Here is a 16,594-nt window from a genome sequence, read left to right on the forward strand (position 1 = left end):
TACCAATAGGTAGCCTTTTTTATATTAGTTGAGGGTGATTACTTCTGTTCAGAAGCTTTTTTCATTCCGTCTTCAATCATACTGTAAAATTGATCTAACTTAGGTAGAACCACAATTCTAGTTCTACGGTTAGCAGCTTTACCAGCAGCAGTATCGTTAGATTCTAATGGAATATATTCACTTCTACCAGCAGCAGTCATTCTTGCAGGATCTACACCAAAATCATTTTGTAGAATTCTAACAATAGAAGTTGCTCTTTTAGTACTTAAATCCCAGTTATCTTGAATACATTCTGTTTTAATTGGGTCGGCATCTGTATGTCCTTCAACCATAAATTCAAATTCTGGTTTGTTTTTCACAACAGTTGCAACTTTACCTAACACTTCTCTTGCACGGTTAGATACTTGGTAACTACCACTTCTAAACAAAAGTTTGTCAGAGATAGAAACAAATACTACTCCTTTTTCAACATTAATTTCAATATCTTCATCGTTAATATTACCTAGAGCGCCTTTTAAGCTAGTAACTAAAGCTAGAGTAACAGAATCTTTTTTATTGATTGCGTCACGCATTGTTTTAATTTGTAAATCTTTCTCTTTAATACTTTCTAAAGATCTTTCTAAATTTTCAGCACCTTTTTTAGATAAGGTAGCTAAATCACCTTGATTAGTTAATAAGGCATTGTTTGTTTTCTTTAATGTGTTTACTTGATCTTGTAAATAAGAAACCTTGGTTTCTTTATCTTCTAAACAAGAGTTAAGCTTTACGGTTGCTGTGTTTAGCAAATCCTGAGTCTCCTTTTGTTTATCTTCAAGCTCAGTATATTTCTTTTTAGATACACAAGAAGTGAACATTAGTACTGATAGTACAGAAAATAAAAAAACTCTATTCATCATAGTTATTTTTAAAATTAATTATGGGTTCAAAGCTATTAAAAATGCAAGATGGTATTTAAGGATTAACAATTATTTAGCTTACATTTTTTAATTGACTAAATTTTGTTTTCTTCTTAATAAAATAAAGCCATACAATAGATTTTAACGAGGTAAAATTTTCTTTATTGTTATAGCTAGACTTTCTTTTTTTTATCATTTTAGGTAAATGAATGTAAAAACTAAAATGAGCTTTTAAAATTGCGAGAAAATGTTTTGGCTTTAATTCTATTAAAAACTTACCTCCAGCAAGTGCGTCTAAAATCATTCTAGTAAAAACACTAAAAAAAACATTTCTTTTTTTGTTTTTCACAAGATTAAAAAGACTATTTCTAAAATTTAAAAATGTTTTTTTTGGGTGCATTGCGTGTAAAGTACCTCCGCCTAAGTGATAAACCGTAGAGGTTGGAATTGCCCAGATTTCGTAATTTAAATGGTGTACGCGCCAACATAAATCTATTTCTTCTTGGTGCGCAAAATAATCTTCATCTAGTTGTCCTGCTTCAAAAAACACCTCTTTTTTAATTGCTAGACAAGCACCACTTGCCCAACTAATTTTGCACGCATTATTGTACTGTTCTGTATCTTTTTCTAAAGTTTGAAAAATTCTTCCTCTACAAAAAGGGTAACCTAAACTATCTATAAAACCACCACTGCCACCAGCATAATCAAACGTAGATTTTTGCTGATGGTTTAAAATTTTAGGTTGTACAATTGCGGTATTTGTATGTTTTTCAAAATGAGAAATAATAGGAATTAACCAATTAGGAGTTACTTCTACATCACTATTTAAAAGAATAAAAATGTCTTCATTTAAATATTGCAACGCATCATTGTAGCCTTTGGCATAGCCTCCGTTAGTTTTATTTTGAATGATATTAACCTGCGGAAAAGTTTTTTTAACATAAGCTACAGAGTCATCTTCTGAAGCATTATCTGCTACATAAATTCTAGCTTCTTTAGAGTAATTTACCACAGACGGTAAAAAAGTTTCCAGAAGTTTTCTTCCGTTCCAGTTTAGTATAACAATGGCTATTTTCACAATTGCAAATTAAAGGGAATAAGCTGAGATTTCTCGTAAAAAATGATATTTTTCTAACTCATAATCTAGTTGGCAATAATAATGAGATAAACCATTGGTTACCATTAATTGCTCTGCTTGTAAAGAAAGGTTATATCTCGCAATTTGATCAAAAGTCTCTTGTGTAATTTTTACAGAAGGTGCTTTACATTCTACAATTAAATTAATACTACCGTTTGGGTTGTAGCCAACAATATCGTAACGTCTGGTTAACTTATTCACTTTAAGTTGTTTTTCTGCGTTAAGTAATTGTTTAGGGTAGTTTTTCTCGTGAATTAAATATTGAATAGTGTGTTGTCGTACCCATTCTTCTGGAGTAAGAATGACAAATTTTTTTCTTAGTACATCAAATATAGCCGTTTTATTTTCGCTATTTTTGAAGCGAAATTGATAAGGCGGAAAGTTAAGTTTTACCATTGGTTAAAATTACATCATTCAGATTAAAAACCCTTCATGGAGCAAGTAAAGAAAATTGTAGCAGATATAAAAAAAGGAGAAGTAAAACCTATTTATTTTTTAATGGGAGAAGAGCCTTACTATATAGATGTTATTTCTAAATATTTTGAAGAACATTTGCTAACAGAAGAAGAAAAAGGGTTTAACCAATCTGTTTTGTACGGTAGAGACGTGAGTGTAGAAGATATTATTTCTTCTGCAAAGCGTTTTCCTATGATGGCTCAATACCAGTTAGTAATTGTAAAAGAAGCACAAGATTTATCTCGTACTATAGAAAAGCTAGCCAAATATGCAGAAAATCCGCAGCCATCTACAATTTTGGTATTCTGTTATAAATATAAAAAGTTAGACAAACGTAAAGCTCTTTACAAAACTCTAAACAAAGTAGGTGTTGTTTTTGAAAGCAAACCTTTGTATGAAAACCAAATACCAGATTGGATAAGTAAAGTGTTACAGGGAAAAAACTATAGTATTACCCCTAAAGCATCTTTATTATTAGTTGAGTTTTTGGGTACAGATTTAGGTAAAATTAATAATGAATTACAAAAGTTACAGTTAATTTTACCTGAAGGCTCTCAAATTACACCAGAACTTATTGAAGAGAATATAGGGATTAGTAAAGACTTCAATAATTTTGAGTTACAAAAGGCATTGGGAGGTAAAGATTTTAAAAAAGCATTCCGTATCATAGATTATTTCTCACAAAACCCTAGAGAGCATCCTGTTTTATTAACTACAGGTATTCTATTTAACTTTTTCACTAAAATTTTAAAATACCATAGTTTAGCTAACCACGATAAAGCAAATGTGGCTAAGACCTTGGGGGTAAATCCGTTTTTTGTAAAAGATTATGCTATTGCTGCTAAAAATTATAAAATGAAAGAAGTAAGTGGTATTGTAGAAAAACTAAGAGAAGTAGATGCTAAAGGAAAAGGAGTAGGGGCTAATAGCGCAAATACGGCAGACTTATTTAAAGAGATATTAATAAAAGCATCAATAGGAAGATAATGGGAGTTAAATTTAAAACTTGGGTAGCAGCAGCAAGATTACGAACATTGCCATTATCTGTCGCAGGAATAATCACTGGTACAGCACTTGCTATAGAATACCAGGCTTTCTCTTGGCAAATATTTGTATTTGCTATACTTACTACATTAGGTTTACAAGTACTTTCAAACTTTGCCAACGATTATGGCGATGGGGTAAAAGGCACAGATAATGAAGAAAGAGTAGGGCCAATGCGTGCTTTACAGAGCGGAATTATTACCGATAAAGAAATGAAAAAAGCAATGGTAATTACCTCTGTAATAACTATGATTTTTGCTTTGATTTTAATCTATTTAGCTTTTGGAAAAGAAAATTTTTTATACTCGGTTTTATTTTTTGTTTTAGGGCTAGCCTCTATTGGAGCAGCCATAAAATATACAGTTGGCAAAAGTGCTTATGGTTACAGAGGTTTAGGTGATGTATTTGTCTTTTTATTTTTTGGTTTATTAAGCGTTTTAGGTAGCTTCTTTTTGTATCGTCAAAATTTATCTTTATTACTAGTTTTACCAGCCATAAGCGTAGGTTTATTAAGTACCGCGGTACTCAATTTAAATAATATGAGAGACCGTATTAGTGATAAAAACTCAGGGAAAAATACCCTAGTAGTTATGCTAGGTAAAGACAAGGCTAAAATTTATCACTATTCTCTTATTTTGGTGAGTTTATTAGCGCAATTAATTTATATTTTTTCAACAAAATATTATATGCTTAGTCTTACGTTTGTTGCGTTTATTCCTTTACTTATTCATTTAAAAAAGGTAGCAGGTAACCAAGTACCAAAAGAGTTAGATCCAGAATTAAAAAAAGTAGCTTTAAGTACTTTTTTATTTTCGATTCTCTTTTTAATAGCGGTGCATCTATAATTAAAAATATTCTTTTATTTAGATATGTTATTAAAGTGTGAATAAGAATAAAAAAACAGACTAAATTTTATTAATTTACACAGAAAAAATTAAATCAATTTGTTATGAAAATTACATTTTACGGTCAAAATTCATTAGCCTTAGAAGTAGCTGGTAAACATATAATTATAGATCCTTTTATTACAGGAAGCGATCTAGCAAAAGATAAAGTAGATATTAAAAAGCTAAAAGCAGATTATATCTTTTTAACGCATGCGCACCAAGACCATACGCTAGATGCAGAAGCAATAGCCAAAAACACCGGCGCTAAAATTGTAAGTAATTTTGAAATAGCGAACCATTACGAAGAAAAAGGCATAGAAGTTCACCCAATGAATCACGGCGGAAGCTGGCAATTTGAGTTTGGAACAGTAAAATATGTAAATGCAATACACACCAGTTCTTTTCCAGACGGAAGCTATGGCGGGCAACCAGGTGGTTTTGTTTTTGAAACGGAAGAAGGTAATATTTATGTAGCGGGAGATACAGCTTTAACAATGGATATGAAACTTATCCCGATGAGAACTAAATTAGATCTAGCGGTATTACCAATTGGAGATAACTTTACCATGGGAGTAGATGATGCTGTAATTGCTAGTGATTTTGTAGAATGTGATACTATTTTGGGCTGTCATTACGATACGTTTGGTTATATTGAAATTGATCACGATTTAGCCAAAGAAAAATTTAAAATGAAAGAAAAAACACTTCATTTATTAGCAATTGGTGAGAGTATAGAAATTTAATGAAAGCAACATACAAAAAGTACATTTTAAACTTTAAACGCCCTAGCGGAACCTCAAGAGGTGTACTGAGAACCAAAGAAACTTGGTTTCTAATTTTACAAGAAGGAGAAAAAATAGGCGTTGGAGAATGCGGGATTTTAAGAACCTTAAGTATTGACGATCGTCCAGATTATGAAGAAAAAATACAATGGGTTTGTGAAAATATACATTTACCTCTAGAAGATTTACTAGCGCAGCTTGTAGAATTTCCCTCTATTCAATTTGGGGTAGAGATGGCTTTAAAATCTTTTGAAGCTCAAGATCCTTTTCAGTTATTTCCTTCAGCATTTACAGAAGGAAAAAAAGGCATAAAAATTAATGGTTTAATTTGGATGGGAGAAGAGGCTTTTATGCTAGAGCAAATTCAGCAGAAATTAGAACAAGGGTTTTCGTGCATTAAATTGAAAATTGGAGCCATTGATTTTGAAAAAGAAATAGCTTTACTTCAATCTATAAGAAAAAAATATTCAGCCTTAGAAATAGAATTACGTGTAGATGCTAATGGAGCATTTTCTACCAAAGAAGCTTTACAAAAACTTAAACTCTTAAGCGAGTTAGACTTACATAGTATAGAGCAACCAATAAAACAAGGTCAAATTACAGAAATGGCGCAACTTTGTGCCACAACTCCATTGCCTATTGCCTTAGATGAAGAATTAATAGGTGTTTTTTCTGCTTCAGATAAAGACAAGTTACTTGCAAGCATTCTGCCTCAATATATTATTTTAAAACCAAGCTTAATTGGTGGATTTAAAGGTACACAAGAGTGGATAGATTTAGCAGAAAAGCATAAAATAGGTTGGTGGGTAACTAGTGCTTTAGAAAGTAATATAGGTCTTAATGCTATTAGCCAATATACTTTTATGCAAGACAGCCATATGCCACAAGGTTTAGGTACTGGTAGTTTGTACACCAATAATATAGAAAGCCCACTACAGATAAAAGGAGAAACTATTACTTATAATCCCAAAGAAAATTGGGACATTAATTCAATTTTATAAATATGTTTATAGCGCAAGCATTTAAGTATTATCACCAATTTTGGAGATATTTAATAGGTTCTTTAATAATTATTGTAGCCTCTGTAATTGGCCAGTTGCCATTTACATTTGCCATATTATATAAAAAAGGATTTGGTATTTTAGGAGCTACAGAAGCAGATTTAATGCAGGTATTAGATTCTAATTTAAACCTGTTTCTATTACTATTGTCTTTTGTATTTGCTATGGGCGGAATAGTTTTAGTTACTAAATTTTTACACCATCAACCTTTTGTAAAACTTACTACTAGTAGAGAAAAAATTGATTGGAAACGAATAGCATTTGGTTTTACATTAATCGCACTTTTTACCATTATAAGTACATATTGGGATTACAGTAATAATCCAGAACATTATGTACTAAACTTTAAACCAGTATCTTTTGCAATACTATGTGTCATAGCTATTTTAATGGTACCTATACAAACTAGTGTAGAAGAATATGTGTTTAGAGGCTACTTAATGCAAGGTTTCGGGATTTTAGCCAAGAATAGATGGTTTCCTTTATTGCTTACTTCTGTGATTTTTGGAGGGTTACATTTTTTTAATCCTGAAGTAGATAAACTAGGTAATATTATCATGATTTATTACATAGGTACTGGTTTGTTATTAGGAATTATGACACTTATGGATGAGGGTATGGAGCTTGCGCTAGGTTTTCATGCGGGTAATAATCTGGTTGGAGTGTTATTAGTAACTGCAGATTGGACTGCTTTTCAAACAGAATCTATTTTAAAAGATGTTTCTACTCCTACAGCAGGATTTCAGGTGATTTTACCAGTAATCATTATCTATCCTATTTTTCTGTTAATTATGGCAAAAGTATACAAATGGAAAAATTGGAAAGAAAAATTAATAGGTACTATTGAGTTGCCAGAAAATACAGAAGACTCAGTATTAAACGAAATTTAAAAGTAACTTCATCTTTTAGTAACGCTAATTTATAATTGAAAATGCATATTTGGTAATGACAGAAATTAATAACTATTACTCACCGAGATTGCACGAAGATTTTCAATTTAATAAGAATCAATTAAATGAAGCTGGATTAATTCAGCTAGCTAATTTATATATTAATGAAGGAGAACCTTATGAAGAGCAAATAGGGGAGTTTATTTTAGATTGGCTTGATGAAAAAGATTATGTAGAAGTAAAAACTTCTGGTTCTACTGGTACTCCCAAAATAATTAAAGTTAGTAAAGAGCATATGGTAAATAGTGCCAAAGCCACAGGTAAGTTTTTTAAACTACCAGAGCAAACTACGGCATTGTTATGTTTACCAGCTTCTTATATTGCAGGTAAAATGATGTTGGTGCGTGCTATGGTTTTAGGTTGGCATATAGATAGTGTGCAGCCAAAATCAAATCCGTTAGATCAGGTGTATAAACGTTATGATTTTTGTGCTATGACTCCTTTTCAATTAGATAATTCTTTAGGGAGACTTCATTTAATACAAAAATTAATTGTTGGTGGTGGCGCAGTGTCGGTTCATTTAAAAAGATTAGTGCAAGGTATACCTACTAAAATTTACGAAACTTACGGAATGACAGAGACGGTTACTCATATTGCAGCACGCCGTATAAATTCTAAAAAAAGTCGAAAAAAACAACTTCCATTTAAGGTGCTTAACAATGTAACTATAGCACAAGATGATAGAAATTGTTTATTGATAAAAGCACCAGCAGTAGCAGATGAGGTTGTGGTTACTAATGATGTGGTAGAGTTAATTACCTATAAAAAATTCTTTTGGAAAGGAAGAGTAGACCACGTAATTAATAGTGGAGGCGTAAAAATACATCCAGAAGAAGTAGAGAAAAAATTACAGAAAATTATTTTACAACGCTTTTTTGTCACTTCTCTTCCAGATGATGCTTTGGGAGAAAAATTAGTTTTGTTTATAGAAGCAGAATTTAATGAAGAAGAATTGAAGCATCTTCAAAAAGAAATTCAACATTCTAAAGAATTAGATAAATTTGAAAGACCTAAGAAAATTTATTTTGTAGAAAAGTTTGAAGAAACGCACACTGGTAAAATAAATCGAATAAATACATTAAAGGCACGTTTAGCTTAATTTTTTCATTGTAAAGTAAGTGATTAAGGCTTATTTTATTTCTGCCAAATTAGTAGTGATGTAAAACTTTTTTAAATTTATTTCAAAATCTTTTTTAGCAATTTTCTTACTTAATTTTTGCCAAGTATTGTTAGGGTAAATTCTTGTATTTTGGTTATTAGTAACTAAATCTACCGGCATATTGAAATTATTTTGATTGGCTTGCCAACGATAATAAATCTGGTTGCTTTCTTTTTTAAACTGAAGTTTTGGTATTTGCGCATAACGTAAATATTCATTAAAAAAAGCTGTTAACTCTATACCTGTTTCTTTTTCAAAAAACTGAATAACATTTGAGGTATCTGTAGTGGTGTGTTTAAACTGCGTGGTAAATTTCTTTAATATATTCCACCATTTTTCATCATCGTTAATAATAAAGCGTAAGGTGTTAATCATATTAGCACCTTTAAAATACATATCTCCAGAACCTTCGCTATTTACACCATAATCTCCAATAATAGAAGAGTGGTTAGTTACCATTGTTTGTTTAGTACCATTTAAGTATGTTAAAGCATCTTCTAAACCCCAACGACACTCAATATAAATAGCTTCTGTGTAAGAAGTAAAAGACTCGTGAATCCACATATCTGCAATGTCTTTTGCAGTTATGCTATTGCCAAACCACTCGTGTCCAGATTCGTGAATAATAATATAATCCCATTTTAAACCTACCCCAGTGGCAGATAAATCTCTACCCATATAACCTTTGGTGTAAAAATTACCATAGGCTACAGCGCTTTGATGCTCCATACCTAAAAAAGGAGTTTCTACTAATTTATAAGAGTCTTCTGGGAAAGGGTAAGGACCTATTTTATCGTAAAAACAATCCATCATTGGGATTACTTCTTTAAAAGATTTTTTAGCTTTTTCTAGGTTATAAGAGAGAACGTAATAATCTAGATCTAAATCTTTATATTGATCAGAAAAGTTTACATAATCTCCAATATTCAAAATGATGTTGTAGTTGTTAATAGGGTTGGTCACTTTCCAGTTCCATACGGTGTAATTATCATCTATTTTTTCTTTACCTAAAAACCTTCCGTTAGAAACATTCATTAAACCATTTGGTGCTGCTACGTGAATTTCTACTTCATCCGGTTCATCACTTAAATGATCTTTATTTGGGTACCATAAACTTGCTCCTGTACCCTGTACTGCTACACTTACCCAATCTTTACCATTTTGGTCTTTTGTGAAAATAAAACCACCATCCCAAGGTGGGTTATTTGCTACAATTGGTTTTCCTGAGAAATAAAAATCTATGGTATGCTCTTTATTTTTTTGGATAGATTCTTCAAAAGTGATGAAAACTGCATTAAACTCTCTAGTATATTTTAAGTTTTTTCCGCGGTATTTAATAGAGTCTATTTGCATATTTTCAAATAAATCTAGTTGCATTTTCTTAAGGTTATTTACCGTACGGAAAGAAATTTTATTTACTCCAGAAATAAATTTATTGTCAATATCAACTTTTACATATAGGTTGTATTTTAATACATCATAATTGGTTCTTTCTGGTCTTAAAGAGCCTCGAAGACTATCTGCTCTAGTGTATACACCGTTTTTGTGGCTTAGTACTTGCGCAAAATTTGTTTGAGTTACAAGTAAAAATAATAGTAAGAAAAAAAACCTCATAAAAAATTTTATTGTCAATAGTAATAATAAAATGTAGAAACAGAGTTACAATACAACTCCTTCTATTTGTTTTGCTTTTTTAGGCATATTTGGGTCTCCCATCATTTCTTTTAAATTACCTTCTATTGTAATACTTATAGCGGTTAATGGAGTATCGTCCATTCTATTTTCAAAAGGATCTTCTGTACGTTCTCCAATTTGATCTAAGGCTAAAAATATAAAGTTAATAATTAATGATAACGGAATGTTTAACCAACCTAACTCTTCTATAAAAGCAAAGGGAACTAATGTACCGTGTAAATACACAAAAACTCTAGAAAAGAAACTGTATGGTCTAGGTAGGGGAGTGTTTTTTATACGTTCACTCATCCCTTGGTGGTTATTAAATTGCGTTAAGGTTTCGTCTAGTTTTACAAATCTATAGTCTGAAAGCCATCCTCTTTTATATGCATACTTTAAATCTTCTGTTTGCAGCAATAATAAATAATTAGGCGGATTTTCTTTTTTTATAAAATCTAAATATTCTTCTTTAGACACAAAATCATCTATATCTTCATATCTGTTAGAGTCTTCAATAATTTCTGAAGAGATTTTATTATAAGCGTGTCTAATTCTTAAAAATACTCTCAGCGCATGTACAAAAGCTATGTGTCTATAAATTACTTTCTTTTTCCAGGCTTTTAATTCGGGTTCTTCTTCTTTATTGGTAGTAATGGCAAAATTTAAAACTTCACGACCCCACGCTCTGCTATAATTTACCAGTAAGCCCCATATTTTTCTAGCTTCCCACCAACGATCATAAGCACTATTATTTTTAAAACCTAAGTAAATGGCTAGAGCAGTACTAAGTGTGGCTACCGCATTAAACGGAATACTTAAAAACTCATACCCAAACTCTACGTGAAGAATGTACACACAAATAGATAAACAAAGAAAGTAAAGTAAGCTCTTCCAAGTATAAAATAATACGTGTTTCCATTTTAAATTCTTTGTTACAATCATATAAAAATATTTTCTTCGAAAAATAACAAATAAACTTGAACTTTAAAGCTAACAAGAATTACTTTATGTAATATTTATGAGTAATTATATGGGGGAATAAATTTTTTTAATTACGAAATTTTTTGATATATGTTTAAATCGTAGGTAAGAAGATGATTGGGCTAATTTTTTTTCTTACTATATATTTTAAAAGCTATATAAACGGTAGCAACTAAAAGGCTATCTAAAAATAACTTCTGTTATCTTTGTTCTGAAAAAAAAACAATTAATAATTGAAAGCACAACAGTTACCTACCCGTTTATACATTTTATTTTTTATCATTTCTTTTTTTATTTATAACCCAGCATTTTCACAAGATAATTTTGAAGATACTAAAATTGTTAAAAATGTATTTAAAGCTTTTAAAAAGAAGAAAGAAAAGATAATTTTAAAGAGCTTGTCTAATAAAAAAGATGTTAACTACATTATTCTGTTAGCTAAAGCTAAAAAACCTGAAGAAAAAATTCCTTCTGCAGATACAATTATAGCTGATTTTAAAAGGGATTTAAGTGTAAATTTTAAAAAGATAATTAAAAAGGGAGAGTCTTTTGGTGTAGCTTGGGAAAATATGGTTCTAACAAAGATAAGTTACGCTTCTAACCCAGATCGTTATATAGATGTTGAGAGAGGAGATATTACTTTAGAATGCGAAAGTGATAATAAGAAATTTCTTATAATATTAAAAAAGTCATATAAAATACGTGGTAGTTGGCGGTTAATGAATAATATAAAGTTTTCTCTATTGTAATTAAAGTAAATGAAGATTTACAATAACTTAAATACACTTTTAATAAAGTTTTAGAAATTCTACTTTATACTAATTGAGAGAAATAATAATTGGATAAAAAAATGAATTTTAAAATGCCCAGAATGGGAGTCGAACCCACACGCCCTAATGGACACATGGCCCTCAACCATGCCTGTCTACCAATTCCAGCACCTGGGCTTAATGAGGGGTTCTAATTAATAAGAAGATAAATTAGAAAAGTGATCTGGCTGGGGCTCGAACCCAGGACCCTCTCCTTAAAAGGGAGATGCTCTACCAACTGAGCTACCAGATCATAATGTGTAAAGAACAATAAAAAAGTGATCTGGCTGGGGCTCGAACCCAGGACCCTCTCCTTAAAAGGGAGATGCTCTACCAACTGAGCTACCAGATCAATAATATTCGTTTTGCTAACGCGGGTGCAAATATAAGTAGTTTTCTCAATTTATCAAGACATTTTTGAGTTTATTTTGAAATTTCTAAAAAAAAGTTGACTTTTGGATAAATTGGAAATTATGAAAATTGCGTTGTGTGGGTATATGGGTTGTGGTAAAAGTACTGTAAGCCAGTTAATAGCAAGTAAAAAAGGTTTAAATTTTGTAGAAACAGATCTTAAAATAGAAAAACAAGAAAATTTGTCTATTTCTGAAATATTTACTCAAAAAGGGGAGATATACTTTAGAAAACAAGAAAATTTAATCTTGAAAAACTTATTAGATAACTTAGATGAATCTGTTCTTTCTTTAGGAGGAGGTACTCCTTGTTATGCAAATAATTTGCAAATGCTAAAAGAAACACAAGATTTGAAATTGGTTTACTTAAAACTTACCGCAGCAAATTTAACCAATCGATTATGGAGTGAAACTCATCAGCGTCCACTAATAAGTCATCTTTCTAGTAAAGAATTGCTAGATGAGTATGTAAGAAAGCATCTTTTTGAGAGACAATACTATTACTTACAAAGTGATTATATTATAGACGCTAATGATAAAAGTGCTGAAGAATTAAGTGATGAAATTATCAACTTATTCTACTAAAACAGCTTTATTGGTCTTGCCAAAACTAACTTTAACCATTTCATTTAAAGAAGTAGATAGAGAAATACCTTTTACATCTGCTTTTACCGGATATTTTTTATGGCTTCTATCAATTAAGACAACTGTCTTAAACTTTTTTAATGGTACTTCTAGAAAATGCTTTACTCCGTAAATTAATGTAGAGCCAGAGTTAAGAACGTCATCTACTAAAATAATAGATTTCTCTTTATATTCTTCTACGGGTAAAGATGTTTTTACACCACTTAACGGGTTTTTTTTATCTAATTTAACTTCACAAAGCTTGATTTTTAAATCTGAAATCTCTAAAAGTTGTTGGTAAAGTTTTTCAGCTAAAATAAATCCGTTTTTTGCTATTCCTGCTAAAATAATTTCAGACTCATGAACATTGCTTTCATAAATTTGAAAAGCCATTCTTTTTATTTTATGTTCAATCTCTTCGTGATTTAAGATTAATGTAGTTTTAGCTGTTGTCATCTTTTTTATTTTGTTCTGTTGTTTCTTGTTTGCTATCTGTGTCTTCTTCAAACCAATCGTCTAATTCTCTTCGGTCTTTTTTAGTAGGCCTTCCTGTTCCTTTTTTTCTATAGTAATCTTGAGAGTATTTTAAAAGATCTAGTTTCTCTAAATTTTCTTTTGGAGTAATATCTACTAAATATATATTAACCAATTTAGCTCCAACTCTAGAAGCAGGTAAATCTAAAACTTCTATTATATAATTAATTTGATTTTTTCTAATTTCAATCTTATCTGTAGGGTAAACATCTCTAGAGGGTTTAACAATATCTCCATTTACTCTAACGTGTCCTTTTTTACAAGCGTTAGTGGCAATACTTCTAGTTTTATAATAGCGTACACACCATAAATATTTATCTACTCGCATATAAAGTACTTTTTATTAGTAGTACAAAAATATAAGAAAAATGTGTTTTGTGAGCTATATTTTATCTAATGCTGCAAAAGGGAGTGAACTGGGTACTCATTTATTTAATATTAAAAAAGCCCTATTGAAAAATCAATAGGGCTTAGAGTTTGTTTATTTTAGGCTTAATCTACACTTTCTCCGTGTTGAGATAAATCTAAACCTTGTAATTCTTTGTCTTCTGCTACTCTAATAGGAGTAATCATATCTACAATTTTATATAAAAGTAAGCTTCCAAAGAAGGTAAAAATACCAACCCCTAAAAGAGCAATTATATGATGAATAAAAGTAGTAGTTTGTCCATAAATTAATCCTACATCTTTAGCAAAAACAGCAGTTAAAATCATTCCAGATACACCTCCAATTCCGTGACAAGGAAAAACATCAAGCGTATCATCTAAACCAGATTTGTTTTTAATTTGTACCGCATACCAACTAATTATAGCAGAAATAAAACCTATAAAAATACTTTGCCCAATGGTTACAAATCCTGCAGCAGGAGTAATTGCAACTAACCCAACTACCGCACCTATACAAGCTCCAGTAGCAGACATTTTTTTCTTGTTAAACATATCAAAGAAAATCCAGGCAGTCATAGCTGCGGCAGAGGCAAAATTAGTATTAGCAAAAGCACTTACAGCATCTAAATTAGCACCTAAAGCAGATCCTGCATTAAAACCAAACCACCCAAACCATAAAAGAGCAGTACCTAAAATTATATAAGGTACTTGAGATGGGTTGTGTATGTTTTTACGTCTTTTACCTAAAAATACAGCTCCGGCTAATGCTGCAAACCCAGCAGACATGTGTACTACTGTACCACCCGCAAAATCTAATACATCCCAATTTCTTAATAACCCGTCAGGGTGCCAAGTCATGTGTGCTAACGGAGTGTAAATAATAAGAACAAAAAACACCATAAAAAGAATATAGCTTCTAAATCTTACTCTCTCTGCAAAACTACCAGTAATTAATGCAGGTGTTATAATAGCAAATTTTAACTGAAATAAAGCGAATAATAAAAACGGTATAGTTTCAGCAAAATCTGGATTTGGAGCTAAAGAAACACCGTTAAAGTTAAAATACGTCATTGGGTTTCCTATAATACCTCCTATACTATCTCCAAAAGCCAAACTAAACCCGACAGTAACCCATAAAATACTTACCACACCTAATGCAACAAAACTTTGAAGCATAGTGGATATAATATTTTTTTTGCTCACCATTCCTCCGTAAAAAAATGCAAGTCCTGGTGTCATTAATAAAACTAATGCAGCAGAAACTAACATCCAAGCAGTATCACCAGTGTCTATATTTGCCGCTTCTTCTGGAGATCCTGGAAGGTGGAACAGATTGATAATCACTAAAATTGTAAGAACAATAAAGTATATCTTCTTTTTCATGGGTTAAGTTTTAATTATTCTGAAATTGTTAAAAAATTAAGAAAGCAATTTAATAATTTATTGTAAGTATTTGAAATATAATTACTCACATAAATTCTAGATTAACGATTTATGAAAATTTGAGGTTTAAAAAATGAATATTTTGATTTTTGGTTAAAAAAAATCAAAATACCATATTAAAAGGTGTTTTTTTGCGGCGTTTTTTGTTGAAAAAATTTTCGCACAATTGCTTCTTTATAATTGGTAATCTTTACATTTTAAAAATAATACCAAAACATTTCCGTTAAAGAAATGTAAAATAATTACTTTTGCCGCTATGCCGAGATTTTGGGTTTATTTACTACTAATATTCACTACTTGCGAAGCTTATTCGCAAATAGGAGGTCAGAGTACCTATCAGTTTCTAAATCTAGTAGCAGGTCCACGTCAAGCTGCATTAGGTGGTAAAAATATTACCATTTACGATTATGACCCAACTTCAGGGATCTACAATCCGTCTACCATTAATTACCAGATGGATAATAATGTCTCTTTAAACTATGTTAATTATATAGGTGATGTTAATTACGGTACAGCATCTTATGCTTATTTAATAGATAGAAGAACTCAAGTAATTCATGCAGGAGTAACTTATGTAAATTATGGTACATTTAATGGTTATGATGAAACTGGGGAAGCAACAGGTGATTTTAGCGGAGGTGAAGCAGCATTATCTGTAGGGTACGCGTACAACATACCTTGGTCAGATTTTTACGTAGGTGCTAATGTAAAGTTAATATCTTCTAAGCTAGAGCAATATAGTTCTTTTGGAGGAGCAATAGATTTAGGAGTTACTTATTTATATGATGACTGGGATTTAGTTGTTTCTGGTGTGGTTAGAAATATAGGTACGCAGTTTACTCCCTATTATGAAACTCATGAAGATTTACCCTTAGAAGTAGATGTTGGGATATCTCAATTAGCAGAAGGTGTGCCTATAAGATGGCATCTTACATTAGAAAATTTACAACAATGGAATATAGCATTTAGTAATAGTGCTAGAGATGAAACAGATTTAGACGGTAATACTATTGCAGACGATCCTGGTTTTTTTAATAATATACTAAGACATACCATTGTAGGAGCAGAGCTTTTTCCTGAAGGAGGCTTTAATATAAGATTAGGGTATAACTTTAGAAGAGGGGAAGAGTTAAGAATTGTAGACCAACGATCTTTTGCTGGTTTAAGCGGTGGCTTTTCTGTGAAATTTAATAAATTAAGGTTGAGTTACACCTATGCTCGCTATAGTAGTGCTGCTAATTCAAGTTTTTTTGGACTTAATTTAGACTTAAATTAATTTTAGAATCTTCATTTCAGTATAAATCATTTCAAATACTACGAGCAGCTTTTCTATGTAACAATAGTAAAAGTTTAACGAGG

General features: G+C 31.0%; 17 protein-coding genes and 3 tRNA genes. 9 read left to right on the top strand and 11 right to left on the bottom strand.

Annotation, left to right across the window (positions count from 1 at the left end):
- Window positions 1-38: 38 nt before the first annotated feature.
- From BUC03_RS10060 to BUC03_RS10070, 3 genes are all read right to left on the bottom strand, one after another.
- Window positions 39-893 carry an OmpA/MotB family protein gene (locus BUC03_RS10060; RefSeq protein WP_073151259.1) on the bottom strand — a complete coding sequence of 285 codons (855 nt, stop codon included), beginning with the start codon at window positions 891-893 and terminating at the stop codon, window positions 39-41.
- Between the two features lie 76 nt (window positions 894-969).
- On the bottom strand, window positions 970-1,974 hold the full coding sequence (locus BUC03_RS10065) for a glycosyltransferase family 2 protein (protein ID WP_073151262.1): 1,005 nt from the start codon (window positions 1,972-1,974) through the stop codon (window positions 970-972).
- Between the two features lie 9 nt (window positions 1,975-1,983).
- On the bottom strand, window positions 1,984-2,430 hold the full coding sequence (locus tag BUC03_RS10070) for a type I restriction enzyme HsdR N-terminal domain-containing protein (protein WP_073151265.1): 447 nt from the start codon (window positions 2,428-2,430) through the stop codon (window positions 1,984-1,986).
- A 36-nt stretch (window positions 2,431-2,466) separates the two neighbouring features.
- Here BUC03_RS10070 and holA point away from each other — a divergent pair, with 36 nt between their 5' ends.
- From holA to BUC03_RS10100, 6 genes are all read left to right on the top strand, one after another.
- Window positions 2,467-3,477: a DNA polymerase III subunit delta gene (gene holA / locus BUC03_RS10075; protein ID WP_073151268.1), complete on the top strand. Its 1,011-nt coding sequence runs from the start codon at window positions 2,467-2,469 to the stop codon at window positions 3,475-3,477.
- Entirely contained in the window at window positions 3,477-4,379 is a 903-nt protein-coding gene (menA, locus tag BUC03_RS10080) for a 1,4-dihydroxy-2-naphthoate octaprenyltransferase (RefSeq protein ID WP_073151271.1), read from the top strand. Before holA ends, menA begins: the two co-directional genes overlap by 1 nt.
- A gap of 104 nt (window positions 4,380-4,483) precedes the next feature.
- Window positions 4,484-5,164: a metal-dependent hydrolase gene (locus BUC03_RS10085; RefSeq protein ID WP_073151274.1), complete on the top strand. Its 681-nt coding sequence runs from the start codon at window positions 4,484-4,486 to the stop codon at window positions 5,162-5,164.
- Window positions 5,164-6,204, top strand: a complete 1,041-nt coding sequence (locus tag BUC03_RS10090; protein ID WP_073151277.1) for an o-succinylbenzoate synthase — start codon at window positions 5,164-5,166, stop codon at window positions 6,202-6,204. The genes BUC03_RS10085 and BUC03_RS10090 overlap by 1 nt, the downstream gene beginning before the upstream one ends.
- Window positions 6,205-6,206: 2 nt before the next feature.
- Window positions 6,207-7,154, top strand: coding sequence for a CPBP family intramembrane glutamic endopeptidase (locus BUC03_RS10095; RefSeq protein ID WP_073151280.1), 948 nt, complete (start codon window positions 6,207-6,209; stop codon window positions 7,152-7,154).
- A 55-nt stretch (window positions 7,155-7,209) separates the two neighbouring features.
- Window positions 7,210-8,313 carry an AMP-binding protein gene (locus BUC03_RS10100; RefSeq protein ID WP_073151283.1) on the top strand — a complete coding sequence of 368 codons (1,104 nt, stop codon included), beginning with the start codon at window positions 7,210-7,212 and terminating at the stop codon, window positions 8,311-8,313.
- A 30-nt stretch (window positions 8,314-8,343) separates the two neighbouring features.
- Here the strand turns inward: BUC03_RS10100 and BUC03_RS10105 are convergent, their stop codons facing one another.
- Window positions 8,344-9,987, bottom strand: a complete 1,644-nt coding sequence (locus tag BUC03_RS10105) for a M1 family metallopeptidase (RefSeq protein ID WP_073151286.1) — start codon at window positions 9,985-9,987, stop codon at window positions 8,344-8,346.
- Between the two features lie 45 nt (window positions 9,988-10,032).
- Window positions 10,033-10,989, bottom strand: a complete 957-nt coding sequence (locus BUC03_RS10110) for a bestrophin family protein (protein ID WP_073151289.1) — start codon at window positions 10,987-10,989, stop codon at window positions 10,033-10,035.
- A gap of 272 nt (window positions 10,990-11,261) precedes the next feature.
- Between BUC03_RS10110 and BUC03_RS10115 the strand changes: the two genes are divergently transcribed.
- The gene (locus BUC03_RS10115) at window positions 11,262-11,777 is read left to right on the top strand and encodes a hypothetical protein (protein WP_073151292.1); all 516 of its coding nucleotides are present in this window, start codon (window positions 11,262-11,264) and stop codon (window positions 11,775-11,777) included.
- Between the two features lie 114 nt (window positions 11,778-11,891).
- Here BUC03_RS10115 and BUC03_RS10120 read toward each other — a convergent pair.
- From BUC03_RS10120 to BUC03_RS10130, 3 genes are all read right to left on the bottom strand, one after another.
- A tRNA-Leu gene (locus BUC03_RS10120) sits at window positions 11,892-11,975 on the bottom strand.
- Between the two features lie 42 nt (window positions 11,976-12,017).
- A tRNA-Lys gene (locus BUC03_RS10125) sits at window positions 12,018-12,090 on the bottom strand.
- A 26-nt stretch (window positions 12,091-12,116) separates the two neighbouring features.
- A tRNA-Lys gene (locus tag BUC03_RS10130) sits at window positions 12,117-12,189 on the bottom strand.
- Between the two features lie 121 nt (window positions 12,190-12,310).
- Here BUC03_RS10130 and BUC03_RS10135 point away from each other — a divergent pair.
- Window positions 12,311-12,832 carry a shikimate kinase gene (locus BUC03_RS10135; protein ID WP_073151295.1) on the top strand — a complete coding sequence of 174 codons (522 nt, stop codon included), beginning with the start codon at window positions 12,311-12,313 and terminating at the stop codon, window positions 12,830-12,832.
- Here the strand turns inward: BUC03_RS10135 and BUC03_RS10140 are convergent.
- The 3 genes from BUC03_RS10140 to BUC03_RS10150 form a co-directional block, all read right to left on the bottom strand.
- On the bottom strand, window positions 12,821-13,327 hold the full coding sequence (locus tag BUC03_RS10140; protein WP_073151298.1) for a phosphoribosyltransferase family protein: 507 nt from the start codon (window positions 13,325-13,327) through the stop codon (window positions 12,821-12,823). The two genes, BUC03_RS10135 and BUC03_RS10140, sit on opposite strands and share 12 nt — an antisense overlap.
- Window positions 13,314-13,733 carry an RNA-binding S4 domain-containing protein gene (locus BUC03_RS10145; RefSeq protein ID WP_073151300.1) on the bottom strand — a complete coding sequence of 140 codons (420 nt, stop codon included), beginning with the start codon at window positions 13,731-13,733 and terminating at the stop codon, window positions 13,314-13,316. Before BUC03_RS10145 ends, BUC03_RS10140 begins: the two co-directional genes overlap by 14 nt.
- A 164-nt stretch (window positions 13,734-13,897) precedes the next feature.
- Complete coding sequence (locus BUC03_RS10150) at window positions 13,898-15,175, bottom strand: ammonium transporter (protein WP_073151303.1); 1,278 nt, start codon at window positions 15,173-15,175, stop codon at window positions 13,898-13,900.
- A 316-nt stretch (window positions 15,176-15,491) separates the two neighbouring features.
- Between BUC03_RS10150 and porQ the strand changes: the two genes are divergently transcribed.
- Window positions 15,492-16,511, top strand: a complete 1,020-nt coding sequence (porQ, locus tag BUC03_RS10155; RefSeq protein WP_073151306.1) for a type IX secretion system protein PorQ — start codon at window positions 15,492-15,494, stop codon at window positions 16,509-16,511.
- Window positions 16,512-16,594 lie beyond the last annotated feature (83 nt).

Origin of the sequence: Mesonia phycicola, from assembly GCF_900141885.1 — a bacterium.
Classification (GTDB): Bacteria; Bacteroidota; Bacteroidia; order Flavobacteriales; family Flavobacteriaceae; genus Mesonia; species Mesonia phycicola.

Bases quoted from the DNA above. Each gene is read 5' to 3' on its own strand.
- BUC03_RS10145 (WP_073151300.1), bottom strand. From the start codon at position 13,733: ATGCGAGTAGATAAATATTTATGGTGTGTACGCTATTATAAAACTAGA.
- BUC03_RS10150 (WP_073151303.1), bottom strand. From the start codon at position 15,175: ATGAAAAAGAAGATATACTTTATTGTTCTTACAATTTTAGTGATTATC.
- BUC03_RS10100 (WP_073151283.1), top strand. From the start codon at position 7,210: ATGACAGAAATTAATAACTATTACTCACCGAGATTGCACGAAGATTTT.
- holA (WP_073151268.1), top strand. From the start codon at position 2,467: ATGGAGCAAGTAAAGAAAATTGTAGCAGATATAAAAAAAGGAGAAGTA.
- BUC03_RS10070 (WP_073151265.1), bottom strand. From the start codon at position 2,430: ATGGTAAAACTTAACTTTCCGCCTTATCAATTTCGCTTCAAAAATAGC.
- BUC03_RS10110 (WP_073151289.1), bottom strand. From the start codon at position 10,989: ATGATTGTAACAAAGAATTTAAAATGGAAACACGTATTATTTTATACT.
- porQ (WP_073151306.1), top strand. From the start codon at position 15,492: ATGCCGAGATTTTGGGTTTATTTACTACTAATATTCACTACTTGCGAA.
- BUC03_RS10140 (WP_073151298.1), bottom strand. From the start codon at position 13,327: ATGACAACAGCTAAAACTACATTAATCTTAAATCACGAAGAGATTGAA.
- BUC03_RS10095 (WP_073151280.1), top strand. From the start codon at position 6,207: ATGTTTATAGCGCAAGCATTTAAGTATTATCACCAATTTTGGAGATAT.
- BUC03_RS10060 (WP_073151259.1), bottom strand. From the start codon at position 893: ATGAATAGAGTTTTTTTATTTTCTGTACTATCAGTACTAATGTTCACT.
- BUC03_RS10135 (WP_073151295.1), top strand. From the start codon at position 12,311: ATGAAAATTGCGTTGTGTGGGTATATGGGTTGTGGTAAAAGTACTGTA.
- BUC03_RS10105 (WP_073151286.1), bottom strand. From the start codon at position 9,987: ATGAGGTTTTTTTTCTTACTATTATTTTTACTTGTAACTCAAACAAAT.
- menA (WP_073151271.1), top strand. From the start codon at position 3,477: ATGGGAGTTAAATTTAAAACTTGGGTAGCAGCAGCAAGATTACGAACA.
- BUC03_RS10090 (WP_073151277.1), top strand. From the start codon at position 5,164: ATGAAAGCAACATACAAAAAGTACATTTTAAACTTTAAACGCCCTAGC.
- BUC03_RS10085 (WP_073151274.1), top strand. From the start codon at position 4,484: ATGAAAATTACATTTTACGGTCAAAATTCATTAGCCTTAGAAGTAGCT.